At 33.4% G+C, this 15748-nt stretch carries 12 protein-coding genes; 2 read left to right on the plus strand and 10 right to left on the minus strand.

Annotated elements, in window-relative coordinates; genetic code table 11:
- The first annotated feature begins 3 nt into the window (after positions 1–3).
- Positions 4–1119: an ABC transporter permease gene (locus HZI73_RS20370; protein WP_212695199.1), complete on the plus strand. Its 1116-nt coding sequence runs from the start codon at positions 4–6 to the stop codon at positions 1117–1119.
- A complete protein-coding gene (locus HZI73_RS20375; protein ID WP_212695200.1) occupies positions 1106–2266 on the plus strand; it encodes an ABC transporter permease in 1161 nt (386 codons plus the stop codon). The genes HZI73_RS20370 and HZI73_RS20375 overlap by 14 nt, the downstream gene beginning before the upstream one ends.
- A 111-nt stretch (positions 2267–2377) precedes the next feature.
- Here the strand turns inward: HZI73_RS20375 and HZI73_RS20380 are convergent, their stop codons facing one another.
- The 10 genes from HZI73_RS20380 to HZI73_RS20425 form a co-directional block, all read right to left on the minus strand.
- Positions 2378–3229 carry a P-loop NTPase family protein gene (locus tag HZI73_RS20380; protein ID WP_212695201.1) on the minus strand — a complete coding sequence of 284 codons (852 nt, stop codon included), beginning with the start codon at positions 3227–3229 and terminating at the stop codon, positions 2378–2380.
- Between the two features lie 356 nt (positions 3230–3585).
- The gene (locus HZI73_RS20385) at positions 3586–3798 is read right to left on the minus strand and encodes a hypothetical protein (RefSeq protein WP_212695202.1); all 213 of its coding nucleotides are present in this window, start codon (positions 3796–3798) and stop codon (positions 3586–3588) included.
- 24 nt (positions 3799–3822) lie between these two features.
- The gene (locus HZI73_RS20390; protein ID WP_212695203.1) at positions 3823–9498 is read right to left on the minus strand and encodes a DNRLRE domain-containing protein; all 5676 of its coding nucleotides are present in this window, start codon (positions 9496–9498) and stop codon (positions 3823–3825) included.
- A gap of 388 nt (positions 9499–9886) precedes the next feature.
- Entirely contained in the window at positions 9887–10372 is a 486-nt protein-coding gene (locus HZI73_RS20395) for a VOC family protein (RefSeq protein ID WP_212695204.1), read from the minus strand.
- Between the two features lie 82 nt (positions 10373–10454).
- The gene (locus HZI73_RS20400) at positions 10455–11201 is read right to left on the minus strand and encodes a sulfite exporter TauE/SafE family protein (RefSeq protein WP_212695205.1); all 747 of its coding nucleotides are present in this window, start codon (positions 11199–11201) and stop codon (positions 10455–10457) included.
- A gap of 78 nt (positions 11202–11279) precedes the next feature.
- Positions 11280–12020: an ABC transporter ATP-binding protein gene (locus HZI73_RS20405; protein WP_212695206.1), complete on the minus strand. Its 741-nt coding sequence runs from the start codon at positions 12018–12020 to the stop codon at positions 11280–11282.
- Between the two features lie 26 nt (positions 12021–12046).
- The gene (locus tag HZI73_RS20410) at positions 12047–12814 is read right to left on the minus strand and encodes an ABC transporter ATP-binding protein (RefSeq protein WP_212695207.1); all 768 of its coding nucleotides are present in this window, start codon (positions 12812–12814) and stop codon (positions 12047–12049) included.
- Positions 12793–13578 carry an ABC transporter permease gene (locus tag HZI73_RS20415; RefSeq protein WP_212695208.1) on the minus strand — a complete coding sequence of 262 codons (786 nt, stop codon included), beginning with the start codon at positions 13576–13578 and terminating at the stop codon, positions 12793–12795. The genes HZI73_RS20410 and HZI73_RS20415 overlap by 22 nt, the downstream gene beginning before the upstream one ends.
- Entirely contained in the window at positions 13568–14371 is an 804-nt protein-coding gene (locus HZI73_RS20420; RefSeq protein WP_246552230.1) for an ABC transporter permease, read from the minus strand. The genes HZI73_RS20415 and HZI73_RS20420 overlap by 11 nt, the downstream gene beginning before the upstream one ends.
- 140 nt (positions 14372–14511) lie before the next feature.
- On the minus strand, positions 14512–15690 hold the full coding sequence (locus HZI73_RS20425; RefSeq protein WP_212695209.1) for an ABC transporter substrate-binding protein: 1179 nt from the start codon (positions 15688–15690) through the stop codon (positions 14512–14514).
- Positions 15691–15748: the final 58 nt, after the last annotated feature.

A 15748-nucleotide genomic window follows, 5' to 3' on the forward strand; every position in this document is an offset into this window, starting at 1 on the left:
ACTATGTCTTTTCATATTTTAAAATATAGCATTAAATCCCAGTTTAAGGATATGATGGCCTTATTTTGGATGCTTCTCTTCCCTCTGATTTTATCCACTCTTTTTAATCTAGCATTTGATAATCTTATGTCAGGGGAAAGTTTTGAAAAGGTTAAAATCGCCATAACCACCGATAATGAAATGCCTGAGGGGCTAGAGCAGACAATGGATGAGAGTAATCTTTTCATTATATCCTACACAACGGAAGTAGAGGCAAAAGAACGCTTATCTGAAAAAGAAATTGTGGGATATTTAAAAAATACGGATGGACTTGAGCTTGTTATAATAGATTCTGGTCTTAATCAATCCATTGCTAAGGTCTTCCTAGATAATTATGTTCAGGTTTCAACCACTATTTATAATATTACTGAAGGAAATCCTAAGCTAATCCAAATGGGATTTTTAGATACTATTGACTTTCATGAGAGTTTTACAAAGGAAAACGCTGTAAGCAGTTCCATGAATATGGCTGTTGTTTACTATTATGCCCTATTGGCTATGACCTGCCTATTCTCATCTGTTGCAGGGAGCTATGCCACCTATATAACTCAGGCAAATCAATCTACACTAGCTGCAAGGATTAATGTAGCACCAACACATAAACTGAAGGCCTTTTTATCTATGATATCTGCAACTGTTATTTTTCAGTTTATGTCGTCAATCATTGTCATTACCTATATTACACAAGTCTTAAAAGTAGACTTGGGTGACAGAATCCTTCATATTGGAGCCTTATGTTTAGTTGGATGTTTTACAGGAACCATGTTTGGTGCGATGTTTGGCTCACTTACGAATTTCAAAGCTGAAGTCAAGGGTATGTTAGTCGTTAATACAACTATGATAATGTGCTTTTTATCAGGTTTGGTGGTTATAAACGTAAAATATATTATTCAAGAAAAAGCTCCCATTATCGCCTATATCAATCCTGCAAATCTAATTACTGATGGACTTTATGCACTATATTATTATGATACCTTTGAGAGATATTTCCTTAATCTTGCCTTGTTGGGCATCCTAGGAATCATCTTTTGTACCATTACCATATTGGTATTAAGGAGGCAAAAATATGAAAGTATCTAAACTTTTTTGTAAAATTGTACAAAGAAAGTTTATGGCAGCATTTATAATCCACACTATTATTTTTGTTGGACTTATGGCCTTTTTGTCAAAAAGCGGATTTAATCAGACAGAGGATGCCTTTGAGCTTTCAAAGGTTAAGGTTTCTGTTATAAACGAAGATAATACACCCCTAGCTAATGGGCTAGAAAGCTATATGAACCACATTGCAAAACCAGTAGAAATTAAAAGTAATGAGGAAAGTATCAAAGATGCACTATTTTTCCGAGAAACAGAAATTATTGTCATCATTCCTGAAGGGTTTCAAAATAGTTTTGCTTCGTCGGATGATCAAAAGATAAATACGATATCTGTTCCCGATTTAACCAGTTCTGAGTATGCAAAGACAATCATAGATAGATATTTAAGCATTGCTAGACTCTATATTTCAGCCTATTCTGAAATGCCTATTGAAAAGGTTAATGAAAAAGTCCTTTCGGATATTTCAACGAAGGCCAATGTATCCTTTCTCGATAGAATAGCAGGTAATAACCTATCTAACCTTAACACCTATTTTAATACTTTATCCTATATATTATTAGCAATGCTTATATCCATGATAGGACGTATTATGTTGACTTTTAATAATAAGGAAATTAAAATGCGTAATTATTGTTCACCTGTGAGTAGCAAAAACTATAATTTTCAACTTGTTTTCAGCAACCTATTAATTGCCCTTGTTGTTTGGATAATCTTTGTGATATTGGCCTTTGTTATTAATAATGATTCCCTTAACCAAACTGGTTCTTTATTATTTGTAGTCAATTCATTTGTTTTAACAATTCTTTGTTTAAGTATAAGTTTTCTTGTTTCTACTTTTGTAACAAAAAAATCTATTGACCCTATAGGAAGCTGTTTAGCGATTGGATTGCCCTTATTAGGTGGTTCTTTTGTACCTCAGGCTTTTTTAAGTGACCAACTAAAAACCATTGGCGAGTTCAATCCTATATTCTGGTATGTAAAGGTTAATGATACCATCGGAAGTCTTGGTATTATTACTCAGTCTACACTTGAACCTATCATTTATGGGATACTCGTTCAGTTAGCTTTTGCTACTGCTTTCTTGGCTATAGCATTAGTCATCATAAAACAGAAACGACAAGTACTTTAAAAAAACTAGTACTTATAGCTATGAGTAGAATCACCACCACTCGTAAAACGAGTAGTGGTGATTTAGTGATTCATTAAGTGGATATATCTATCAGATAAAACGTCCCCATGACTAACAGACCAACTGCGCTATAACCTCATCAAACACCTTATCCCAATCATAATCCCTATTACATATGGTCGCTTTTTCAATATCCAACCTATCCATAACCATTTCTTCCAACCGCTTCCTATCTTCAATAAAGCTTATAACCCCTTCATAACCCTCTAGTTTTTTAACCTGTCCGTATTTAGAGCTTTCAACATACTTGATGACTAAGTCAATCCAATCATCCCATTTGCTTTTGTCTGAAGAAACCCTTTCCTCTGCAACACGTTGTATGGTTTGTCTTACATCTGGTTGTGATAGATAGATAAGCTTCGGGTTCAATGACTTAACCGTATCCATGAGTTGTAACATATAGCTTATAACATCATCTGTATCTTTACAATAGCTTCCCATTAACTCGTTTATATGATTCTGCAAGTAGGCACATTCAAATATGTACACATGGTCATCATTTAGAGAGTTTGCTCCAAAAGCTTGCCATCTTTTAAAATGAAGCTCTCTGAAGGTATCTAAGTTAACTTTACCATCATACACTTCTTTTGAACTAAGGTATTCATTAATCCCCTTACTTTTCATGGGTATACCTAACTTGGTATATGCAACAATCGCCTGCTCTCCTTCAATTTGTGAGTATTGTTCTAATACTGTCTTAAGATCAGGATTTTCTTTAACTACTTGGTGATACTCATCAAGGGTTAAACATGCTTGCCAAGCCAAATCTGCTGGATGAAGATCGCCTTCACTGTATAACTTAACCTTTAAGCCTTTTGATTTAAGGAAATCATTAATTTTCTGAGCTATGGTACTTTTCCCAGAACCTGGTATCCCTTCTACTAATATTAGCCTATTTTTCAAAGTACTCCCCCCTATTATTCATTAAGTTCTATTATACTTTAAACTTTTTTGAAATAAATAGCAATATCTATATTCATTACCTCTCATTTTATACTATGATTTTTTATAAAGCTAAAAAAGAGAACAGAAATCTATTCTCTTTTTTGGTGTTACTACTTTATCTATAATCACTTGATTGATACCTAGGTGCTATATCATTATACGCTACTAATCCTTCTACTGAGCTATAGTCCCATACAGGTGTAAAAACAATACAGCCAACATGCCTTGGAATTTTCTTACTGCTTCATAGTGCTTCAAATTGAATTTGCTTCATTCTATTTTATAATTGTTTATTATTAATACTTAGCAAATAGTTACAAACTTAATAAGCCTAATAAAATGAATAGAAGACCTATTATAACAGATAACCATGAAAATGGTGTTTTTAATAAAAAGAAAATTAATCGATCCATGGATTTATATGCATTATTTCTAAAATATTTTTTTGCTTGTTTTCTTATTCCCCATACACCATACATTAAAAATGGTAACCCTAGTATGAGACCTTTCATCATATCTTCCATCATCAAAACTTCCTTTCAAATTACTTGCTACCAGTTCCAATATAGTCGCTTATAAATAGATTTTCTCCATATTGAATAAGAAGCATATGGTATTCTTAAAATCAGATTATCTGCTTTCCTAAAGGCCCACTTTACAAACCTTTTTACTTGTCCTATAATTTTCTTATAAACATATCCAGCTAACCATGACCACTTAACTACATCTGCAATTAATTCTTTTAAGTAAAAATTTCTTCCTACCCACGAGAGTGTAACTTTATATAGATATCCCCCGCCTACAACTGTACCAATAGCAATTCCTAATCCACCAGCCGTTATATTCCAATATAAAGAATATGAAATATTACCCTTTCTTCCCCAATTAGTAATATAACCTCTTATTCTTGCACTTAATCTTGATCCAGCTCCAAAATAAAAACTTTTAGAGATATAAAAAGAATAATGTCCAGTTGGATCAGTAAACATTACTGGGTTATTTTGAGTATAAGAATATTGATTTAAGGATAAAGGATTATCATCAAATCCATAGAATGTATCTCTAGTAATAAATCTACCAATTTTTGAATCATAATATCTTGCCATTAAATAATAAAGACCTATCGTTTCATCATATTTATACCCCGCATATCTAAAAGGATTTTCAGAAGCCATTAAACCTGTTTGTGAAATAATGTTGCCCCAAGCATCATACTTATATTCTGCCACAATATCACCATTTGCATCAGTTAATGCCACGACATCACTATGACCATTCAAATGATAATAAAAAGTTGTACTATTTTTTGTCATAGTAGCTGGATTACCTACTGCATCATAAGTATATTCAGATATGATGTTATTATTTGAATCTGTTTCATATATTAGCTTATTTCCGCTATAATGGTAATTAATTTTTCCATTTGATGTAGTCATGCTAGTTCTTTTTCCTTGACTATCATATGTTATATTAGCTATAGTTTGATTAGTCGAATCTTTGACTTCTATTAATCTATTTTCTTCATCGTAGATAAATGTTTTTTCCTGGTTGTTTATTAAGTTACCATTCTGATCGTATGTGTATACTTGACCATCAACGGATATAAGTTCGTTACCATCGTTATAGGTATAGTTTGTTGTAGTTGAAGTTCCATTGGTTACTATTTTCTTTGTTCTATTACCTACAGCGTCATATTCATACGCAATTATAGTACCATCAAGTAACGTTTCTTGTGTTAATTGATTCAATTCATCATACTGATAACTTATTATCCCACTATTCGTTATAACACTAGTTCTATTACCATTTGCATCATAACTATAACTATATGAGTTTAATATTTCTCCTAAAGCATCATAGTTAGTTATATCCTTAAGATGATTTGCATCGCTATACTTAAGTGAAGTATAGGTACTGTTTGTACGTGCTATAGAAATTAAATTGTCTTGTTCATCATATGCAAATTTTTCAAGGATAGCACCATCTCTACTTAAACCTACTATTTTATCAAGTGAATTAAATGTATAGCCATTTGTAAAAGTAGCTGAACCCGCAGTAATTTTCAATAAAGTAACGTTACTATTATCATCATATCCATATTCGAAGCTATTTGATAAGCCTTCTTCTACTTTTGTAAGTCTATTATTAATATCATATGTGTAACTAGTTGTATCTGCAGTTTCACTTTTTGTAGCTGAAGTTATATTTCCATTTGGATCATATTCAAAATTCCACTTCTTAACGTCGTTATAAAATATCCCATCTAAACGATTAACTGCATTATACGTATAAGAGATTTCATCTCCGTTAGGATGTATTATTTTAGCTTTATTCCCATTTTTATAATATCCAAATTCTGTTGATTGATTTAGTGGATTTATTATTTTAGATGGCTGACCATACTCATTATAATTAATCGTTGTAACATTATTTCTGGCATCAGTAATTGTAGTTCGATTGCCTGCATTGTCATAACCGTATTGTGTTATGTTGTTTTTTGAATCTGTAACTTTAGTTACAAGATTTCTTTTATCATATTCAAAAGTATAAAAATTACCTTTACCATCTGTAGTTTTTGTCTTATTCCCATATGAATCATTAACATATGAAATTTCGTTTCCTAATGGGTCTATTATTTTGTTCTCATAATTATTCACATCATAATAATATGAGGTAAAGGAAGAGGCTTCTTCAAGTCGCATAGCGTCAAAATATGCCGTTCCGGTTTGGTCATCAAATACATAATATACGTCTATTGAATCAAATGGATATTTGGGATCTATCTTAGCCGCAACATGTTGCCAGTTAATTGAAGTGGTATCAAAATCATTAGCAAAAATTTCAGGCGGATTACTACTATAATTTATTTGTACCTGTAAAGTATAATTACCACCACTTATATTTGCTCCTTCTTGCATAGACCAACCAGAAAGAGTAAGTTTTGTACTAGAATCACCAGATATATTTATGGATTGCTTAATATATTTAGTTTTCTCAGATTCACCAGTTATTTTAAAAGAATTATTTCCTATATAAACTTTATCATCTTCAGATGATATTTTTGTATAAATGCCATCATTTGGTGATAAATTTCCGCTTTCAGTCCATTTATCAGGAATATTATCACTATCAACATCCTTTTCAAATCCTGCATTATCAATAAAGTTATACTTGCTAACAATACTGCCTTTTTCAAGCTGTATACCATCAAAGTATACAGCACCAGTTCCTGCATTTAATCCTACTGAGGCACGCACTTTAGATGTACCAGCTGGAATTTCATTTATTATTGAATGAATTCTAGTCCAATCATGTGTTCCCTTTAATGCATTACCAAATTCTTGACCCAACCATTCATTATTTGAATTAAAAAATTCAAGCTTTATAATAGCTCCACTTGTTGTGTTTTCAGTCTTTACATAACCACTAATAACATAATTAGTACCTACTATATGCTCTATCATATCAGAAGATATTATTGCCCACCCCGTAGGATTAGAGATGCTAATAGATTTATTTCCTAATTTAGCGTCATCTGACCAAGTAAATGTAGCTATTTTCCCTGGTTCAACTGCTTGACTCCAATTATCTGGCCAGTTATTCCCATCTTCTAAGCTTGAATTAGTTACTAGATTATCGGCTGCCGATATCATTTTAGTATCATATTCGATGTTACCATTAGTAAGATATCTTGCAGCTTTAGACTGTAAATATGTATCAATAGATTCTAGTTGATTATTATCATCATCATAAGTGTTTTGGTTCATATTTCCATTAAAATCTATATCACTAATAGGGTTATTACTTTCATCATAAGCTGAACTATAATTCTGTCCTTTTGGAAGTTGCATTCCTGTAATATTACCACTTTCATCATAAGAATAAATATATGCTTCTGTTCTAGTAGAATCAGCATTAGTATTAGCATCTGTTATCTTAACCAAGTTATTATTATTATCATATTCAAAAGTAGTAACCTCGTTGTTTTGAGCATCTAATGGGTTTTTAGTAATTTGAATTATATTTTTATTGGGATTATATTGATAATCAATACGTTTTCCTTCTCCATCAATTACTGATGTTACGCTTAAATTAAAATCATAAGAAAAACTAGTATTACTTGTAGTTTGAACACCATCAACTGTAATTGGTGTGCTAATTTTTTTAACACTTCCAGTATCATATTCTATTGTTGTAGTAATATTTCTTTGATCTTTTATAGATGTTAAGGTATGTTCAGCATCATAATCAAAAGACACTTCCTTTAGTTCAGGATCAATTACTTTTGTAAGATTACCATTTAAATCATATTCATAGCTTATCGTACGCCCTTCAGGCATATTTATACTTGAAACATAACCATTTGTTCCATACATAATAGTTACTATCCTATTTGAAGAATCAGTAATTGATGTTAATTTACCATTAGTATAGCCATAATTAGTTTGGTTATCATTTGTATCAACAATAGAACTGATTTTACCATTGTTGTCAAAATTAATTTTAGCACCATCTGATTGTGTGATTGTGTACGTTTCATTACTATTTTTTACAAGGTCAAGATATATACCTCCATGCGCCTTATATCCACCACCGATTTCCTCACCAAAGATGTGACGCGTACCATCACCATCAATTAAAGTTATAGGTCCATTTCCTGCATCAGCAAGCTGTGTTTCTGCATCACTTGTCCATCCATATCCAAACATGCCCGCAAAAGTTGCTTTTCTACTGTTATATGTTCTCGTTATATTAATCGGTACTCCAATACTAGGTATTAATACATCGTTTACTTGAAGTACAAGATTACCATTAGCTGGATTAATTCCATCTTTTGTATACCCCCAGAAATCTTCGAGACCCATTGGATCTACCCAGTAGTTAATGGTAAGTCTAGGAGTATTGTTTCCACTGTTAACTGTATTAAAAGTTCTAAATGGAGATATATCTTCATTTTGTTGTTTTAACATAATTCCATGATTTGCATGCTCTCCATTATACCAGTCTTTAACAAGTTGAGTAATATCCCACTGCCAGTAAACATTATCTGCATTGCTTGTTACTGTAGATTCTTTTATAGCAGCAATTGATGGTTGTGTATTCCATGTAGTAGAACCTGACCAGCTACTAGTTACACGATGCAAATCAATCGAAGATGCTGTTGTATTGACTTGTGTTTGGTAAGCATTAAAATCAGCAGTTAGAATTTTACTGTCACTTGGAAGACTTGGTAGATAAAATTGGACAAATGAACGCATAGTACCATAATAATATGGATCTGAACCTGTATACATTTTATTTAGACCAAAATAAGATGAATCTGGGAAGTCGCTTGATATAAAGGTATCCCTCATAATATCCCAGTCATTAACAGTAGGGTCAATGATAACGGGATATTTCGTACTAGGGTCTTCAAGAAAAGTTTTATTTGCAACTACATCTATAAATATTTTTTCTTTGTCTTTTCTTAAAACAAGATTAACTTGTTCAGAATATTTTCCATCTGCATCGACCATAAAAGGAGGCTCAATACACCATATTTTACCATCTTTACTATTTTCAAAAGTTATAATGCCTGATTCATTTTCTATTACATTTACCCCTTTAAGTTTTAGCTCAAATGAGAAAGTATTTTTTCCAGTAAAGCTATTTAAAATAATATCTTCCTTTATCTTTGAACCTATAACGGTATAACGTATATCGGTATCCTCATAGATGTTTCTATATATAATACTATTATCTTTTATTTTTCCATTAACCTTTTTAGCAGCAACGGGAATAAATCCAACTTCTTTATTGTCATCTTTACTAATTGATACAACTTCGCATGTTCCTACTTCATTTGTAAATCTAGTTATGAAATCATTAGCTTTATTTTCAATTATTCCAGCTTTAGTACTGTTCTGTAAATTATTATCTATAACCTTCCATGTCTTATCTAATGGATCTTGATAGAACTTTGGCTCAAGATAAACTTCTTCAGAAAAACTTCCATCAGGATTAACATAACGTGTTGAATATTTACTTCTTTTACTTTTAAGTTCTATTTTTGTTTTAGGTGCGTTGTTAGGAAGTTCTCCAACTTTTGCTTGAAAACTATTTTTTTCATAATTTATTAAAGCTGATTCTACAGCTTGTACTAAAGTAACTCCTAAGAAATTGAATAACATCATGAATATTAAAATAAATGATATAGATTTGGAAATTGACGAATTATATTTTGACATTTTATCTTTTCCCCTTTTCTTTTAAATTCATATTTTTATATTATATTTTTGATTTATTCTAACTAATTATACCATAAATTGCTATTTTTTGGTGCTTTATTTACAAATATTATATTTTCTTATATATTCATATTAAATTTTCGAACACTTTTCTATATTCATCATAAATGTTATAGCGTCTTTCATTAATAAAATTTAAATTGAACCTTTTTTTGTCTATTCTTTACACTTTCTCTTATCTCTATTTTTACCTAATATATTAATATATTTGATCATATCTTTTCTATAATAAAAAAGACATTTACAACAAGAAATTCTTTGTAAACGTCTTTTAGAAATGCATGTTATTCAATTAGTCACTCAGCTCATTCTTTCACGATAACCTTGACTATTCCACAATCTCATTCATGGTCTCCACTGCGAAACCTACTAAATCATCTGTATCATAGAATACCCATTCCTTACCTGCATTTTTACCAACGGAAGCACCCATTTGTGATATATTGATGCCTTGGCTCTTCATATAGTCTTCGGTTGGTTTATGGGTTGGTACATTGAATTTAATGTGGTGAATACCTGGTCCCTTCTTATCTAAGAAATCTTGCCAAACTGTTTTGCCTGTGAGTGGTTGAATCAGCTCAAGCTCAATGTTGCCCAGGTCATAAAAACAGAATTTGGCGGTGAACTTAGCGGGTTCACCTTTATAAATCATTTTTACATCTTCTTCGCCTGCTGGTGGAAAATCCACGATTCTAAAAGGTCCTATGCCTAATATATTCTGTAGGTTTTCCAGGGTTTTATCTAAATCTTTTACAATAATCCCAATCTGAATAGGATTATTAAAAACTGAAGTTGGTTCATTTATTGGATTCATGAACACCCATCCTTTCTTGAATTTCTTCTGTTTGTAGCAATCATTTGACGCATTTATGCAAGTCAACTATCATTTTATGTCCTTATAATATATCCACCACGGTTTTTATAATTAAGACAACACTTGTGACGAATATAAAGTTTCGAATATAGACGGTTAGCTTCTCTTTATTAATGACTTTAAAATACTTATACCCAGCATAAGTCCCTAGTGCAACACCAACACCACCTACCAATGTATAGGACAGGATATCATGTGTGATGTTCCCTAAACGTATATGATACTGTAGGGAGTAGAGGGCACCAACTAAAAAGATAATTTGCAAATAGGATGTATATTTGATGCGGTCTTGTTCTACGGAATACATGTAAGCCACCATGGGTGGTCCTCCCACATTATTAAGACCGCCAAATAAGCCGCATATAGTTCCTGCAATTAGAGCATTTTTGTTGTTCTTTTTCAAATAAAAGCCATTAGAAAAGGCAAAAAAGTAAATATTAAGCAAGACCATAAATACACATAATAACAGGACTAATTGAAGGTTAGTTAAGTTTTGAAACAGCCTGTTTCCCATGAAGCGTCCTACCAATGACCCCAGCATGGGGATCATAATCATGCTGATGCTCAAGCGCACCTTCATTTTAATGATGGACCCGTAGAGTATCACCATGTAAATCACAAAGGACGTGGTTAATGTCACCAAGGTTGCAGTTTTCACACTCACAAATAGGGGCATTAAAACCATACAGATGATTGCATATCCAAAAGAAGTCATGCCTGCTGCAAAACCGCCTATAGTGCATATAATCAGTATTATGAGATATTCCATACACGACTCCTTATAACGCAATTGATGTTTGCAACGGTATCATCTGATATGCGCTTACAACGCTTATTAATGGGGACCTTACCACCACTTTATCTGATCTGTTATATATTGTCTTAATTTTACAAATTCCGGTGATGTGAAATCACGAGGTCTAGGTAAATCAATGGTAACCTCTTCTTTAACGGTTGTAGGCTTATTACTTAAAATGAGAACTTTCTGAGCAAGGTATACCGCTTCCTCAATATTATGGGTAATAAACACAACGGTACTGCCTAGCTCTTTCCAAAGTTTAATAACCTCATCTTCCAAATAATAACGCATCTTAATATCCATCTGACCATAAGGTTCATCCATGAGGAGAAGGTCAGGATACATCACAAAAGCACGACCAATGATAACCCTTTGCTCACAGCTTACGGATAATTGGTTAGGGTATTGATGTCTGAACTTCTCAAGACCTAATAATTTAATGATTTTTTCAACCCGTGTCTGCATCTCAGCTTTTGGTATCTTTTTAATTTTTAAGCCAAATTTTAAGTTGTCTTCTACGGTTAACCATGGAATGGCTGACGGTTCTTGAAAAGCAAATGCAAGGTTATGTTTCCTTGGATCAGCGGACTCACCATCAATGAGAATATCACCCGATGTGGGATCAATGATTTTGGTTAACAAGTTTAAGAACGTTGTCTTTCCACAACCTGTTGGCCCTACCACCACAAGGAATTCACCTTTTTTTATGTTGAAAGAGATATCATCTAGAACATGAACATCTCCAAAATTCTTCGTTAAATGCTCAACTCTTACTTTATAATCTTCCATAATCTTTCCTTTCTATATGATTTTCACTAGAGTGAAAGATCCGTATTGTCAGATATAATTTTACGAATTTCAAGGAACTCTTTATCGACCATGTTTCTAGGTCTTGGCATATTCAGTTCATATACTTTCTTCACTTTGGCGGGGCATTCTGTTAATAGAACGATTCTATCGCCTAGGTAACAAGCTTCTTCAATGTTGTTGGTAATAAAAACGATGGTACGTTTATCTTTTTCCCAGATACGAATGATTTCTTTCTGCATGCTGTACCTTGTCTGTGCATCAAGTTGACCAAAGGGCTCATCCATAATAAGAATCTCAGGGTTATTGGTATAAGCTCTGGCAATACCAACACGTTGTTTCATACCTCCAGAAAGTTCATGGGGATAATGCTTTTCAAAATCTGTTAAACCTACAAGGTCGATGTATTTTTGCGCCACTTTACGTCGTTTTTCTTTATCCACCCCGTTAAGTTTTAAGCCAAATTCAACGTTCTGCATGACTGTTTTCCATGGGGCAAGACTCAACTTTTGGAAAACCATGCCCACTTTCTTACTGGTACCATCTTTGAATTTCTGTTTGTTGCCATCAATGACAATTTCACCTGAATCCGGCTTCATAAGATTGGCTATCATGTTCATCAAAACAGATTTTCCACAATACCCTGGTCCTAGAATAACCAAAAATTCATTGTCTTTCACATCTAATGAAACACCATCAACTACTTTGTGTAGCCCATCTTTTGAATGAAATGTCTTATGAATATCTCTTATACTTAATCGAGCTTCTGATTCCATGGGCATACCCACCTTTCAACATAATCTGTCGCTACTGACAATAACGCACCTATGATACCGATGGATAACATACCAACAAGTATCAACGCAACATCATAGTACTCCATACCTCGTGTGATTAAGAAACCTACACCGGCTTTTGCACCTATCATTTCTGCTGCTAACACAACCATCCAGCCCACACCCATTGCATTTTTAATACCTGCAAAAATAACGGGTACTGCTGACGGTATGGCAATTTCAAACAATAACTGTCTATTTTTAGCATTAAATACGCGACCCATATCTAATATGTTGGGATCGACCATCTTAATACCTGTATATGTGTTAATAACAATGGGCATTAACGCACCAATGAATACGATGAGTACCTTTGGAAATTCGCCGATGCCGTACCACATAATAACGATAGGCAACCAAGCAATTGGTGGTATTGGACGAATCAATTCAAATAACGTACCAACGGTTAATCTTAATTTCTTATTCCAGCCAATCATTACACCAAGGGTCACACCAATGACTGTGGCAAATAACATGGCTAGTAAAACACGTTGTAAACTAGCCCAAATATGACCAAATAAGTTTAACTTCATAATAGGTTTATTGAATAATAAAGCTAATCTTTCAAAAACCATAACAGGACTTGGCACCAGTTCAGCATTCACGCTAGAAGCTGAGAACCATAGAAGAACCAATAGGGATATGGATAAATAGGGCATAATCTTTGTTAATACAGCAATCGTTTTTTTCTGTCTACTTTTCATGTTCTGCCCTCCCTCTTACTATGTAGTTCTCAATTTTTTCAAAGGTTAGCGTAAAGAGATAACCCAGGATACCAATAACAACCATACCTAAAACAATAATATCAGGTCGACCAAATTGTCGTCCCATCATAATCATATAACCCAGTCCAGTATTTGCTGCTAGAAGTTCAGCTGCAACCAATGTTCCCCATGCACCACCCATGGCAATACGCATACCTGCAAAAACCATTGGCATAGCAGAAGGGACACCAATTTTATAAAATATTTCAAAATTGGTAGCACCAAATGTTTTGGATACATTAATCAAGGTTTTACTGGTGCCTTTTATACCTGCATAAGAATTAAGAATACACGGAATGAACGCTGAGAAAAAGATAATCATCACTTTTGCAAACATACCAACGCCAATCCAAAGAATGGTTAAAGGAATCCAAGCAATAGGTGGAATAGGACGTATAATCTCAAACAATGGACGAACAAAGTTATCAACGGGTTTATACCAACCCATCAATAAGCCAATGGGGGTACCTAAAAATATACCCATTAACAAGCCTGCTAAGGTCACTTTCAAACTGGCCAAAGCGTTCTGTATTAACGTCGATCCATCTGGATCTGGACTTTGCATCTTTTCAAAAAAGGTATTCAATATCCTTGTCGGTTGAGGTAATTTACTCTCTGGAACTGCTCCCGTTGCTGCCGCAATCTGCCAAATCAATAAAAATACAAATACAGTAGCAATGGGTAATAAAAAATTTTGCATATTACCAGAGAAAAATTTCTTTGCATTTTTCACTGTATGAACCTCCTAATTTTTACTACAAAAACAAGATGACAAAACAAACGATGATACACATGTCTCGGCATGAGGATTATTGCGAGTTATTATAAAAGGGGATGGTACATTGTCCTCACGCCGAGTCATATGGGGGTTAACTATTTATTCTTTTTATCGTATAATTCTGTAATTACTTCATCATAGAAATAACCATCAATTAACTTATCTGCATCTTCTGGTTTATAGTTACCATTCTCAATAAAGAATAATAATGGAAGATAGTTATATTCTTCAATTAAGTTCATTTTTCCATCTGCTGACTTTGTTGTAACCATTTCATAGTTCTCTTCAAGTGTATAACAACCATTGTACGTTAAATGGGCTTTAATTTCTTCTGCATTTGTTTTAACGCCATTTTCTTCATTCCACTCTAAGAACCATTCAATACCTTGGTTTAAGTTCTCATCATTAGCGTATAACCACTCAACTGCAGCAAAGTAGATTTCCATCCATTTCTTAGTGGCTTCTTTCTTCTCAGCATCTTCATAAGATCTGGGATTAGCCGCAAAAACAGTTACTAAGCGGACACCTACATCTTCTGCCTGTACCACTGGAATAAATTTGTCATTCAAATCACCATAACAGAAATTACCCCAAACACCACCAAGTTCACATTTACCAGCACGTAGAGCTGTATTAACGTTCTGAACATCCATATGGGTTAACTTCACATCATTATCCGTTAAGCCAAACTTTTCAAGACCTTTACTGAATGCGTAGTGAAGTGTTGTACCAACTGGAATAAAGATTTCTTTGCCTTTCCAAGTATCAGCAGTACCATATAATAATGGTGATTCATCTATATTTTTTCCTGCTTTCACAACATCGGACTCTGGATCTGCGAATACCATTAAACCATGATAGTCTTTGGAACAAGCACCAAGGTTAATAATATCTTGTCCAAGTGTTCCTGATAATGTACCACCAAGACCATAGATACCTACATCCCAAGCATTGGAAGATACGGATTCAACCATGATTGGACCATTACCGAAGATGATAATGTTCTCATCAAGACCTACTTTCTCATAACCTCCTAATTTGCCAATTAAGTAGTTGGTAAATCCATGTGTACTACCAGCTAATATACCAATATTAAGCTTTGTTTCTTTATCCAACTTCTCAATACCAGCAAATGCCTCTTCTGCAAGGGGATTACCATTTTGTTCTGAACCTGTTCCAGATCCACCATTGTCATCCTTTTCAGCATTACCGCACGCTGTAAATACACCTGTTACCATTACCAATACTAATAATAAACCAATCAGTTTTTTCATGCCCTAATCCTCCTTATTATTTACGAAACCATACTATCTTTTTCATGATTATAAAAAT

This window comes from Vallitalea pronyensis, assembly GCF_018141445.1.
In the GTDB taxonomy this organism is placed as follows: domain Bacteria; phylum Bacillota; class Clostridia; order Lachnospirales; family Vallitaleaceae; genus Vallitalea; species Vallitalea pronyensis.

What these genes read in the sequence shown, in the direction of transcription:
- HZI73_RS20400 (WP_212695205.1), bottom strand. Translation starts at nt 11,201, where the DNA reads ATGGAATATCTCATAATACTGATTATATGCACTATAGGCGGTTTTGCA.
- HZI73_RS20375 (WP_212695200.1), top strand. Translation starts at nt 1,106, where the DNA reads ATGAAAGTATCTAAACTTTTTTGTAAAATTGTACAAAGAAAGTTTATG.
- HZI73_RS20395 (WP_212695204.1), bottom strand. Translation starts at nt 10,372, where the DNA reads ATGAATCCAATAAATGAACCAACTTCAGTTTTTAATAATCCTATTCAG.
- HZI73_RS20405 (WP_212695206.1), bottom strand. Translation starts at nt 12,020, where the DNA reads ATGGAAGATTATAAAGTAAGAGTTGAGCATTTAACGAAGAATTTTGGA.
- HZI73_RS20415 (WP_212695208.1), bottom strand. Translation starts at nt 13,578, where the DNA reads ATGAAAAGTAGACAGAAAAAAACGATTGCTGTATTAACAAAGATTATG.
- HZI73_RS20425 (WP_212695209.1), bottom strand. Translation starts at nt 15,690, where the DNA reads ATGAAAAAACTGATTGGTTTATTATTAGTATTGGTAATGGTAACAGGT.
- HZI73_RS20390 (WP_212695203.1), bottom strand. Translation starts at nt 9,498, where the DNA reads ATGTCAAAATATAATTCGTCAATTTCCAAATCTATATCATTTATTTTA.
- HZI73_RS20370 (WP_212695199.1), top strand. Translation starts at nt 4, where the DNA reads ATGTCTTTTCATATTTTAAAATATAGCATTAAATCCCAGTTTAAGGAT.
- HZI73_RS20410 (WP_212695207.1), bottom strand. Translation starts at nt 12,814, where the DNA reads ATGGAATCAGAAGCTCGATTAAGTATAAGAGATATTCATAAGACATTT.
- HZI73_RS20385 (WP_212695202.1), bottom strand. Translation starts at nt 3,798, where the DNA reads ATGATGGAAGATATGATGAAAGGTCTCATACTAGGGTTACCATTTTTA.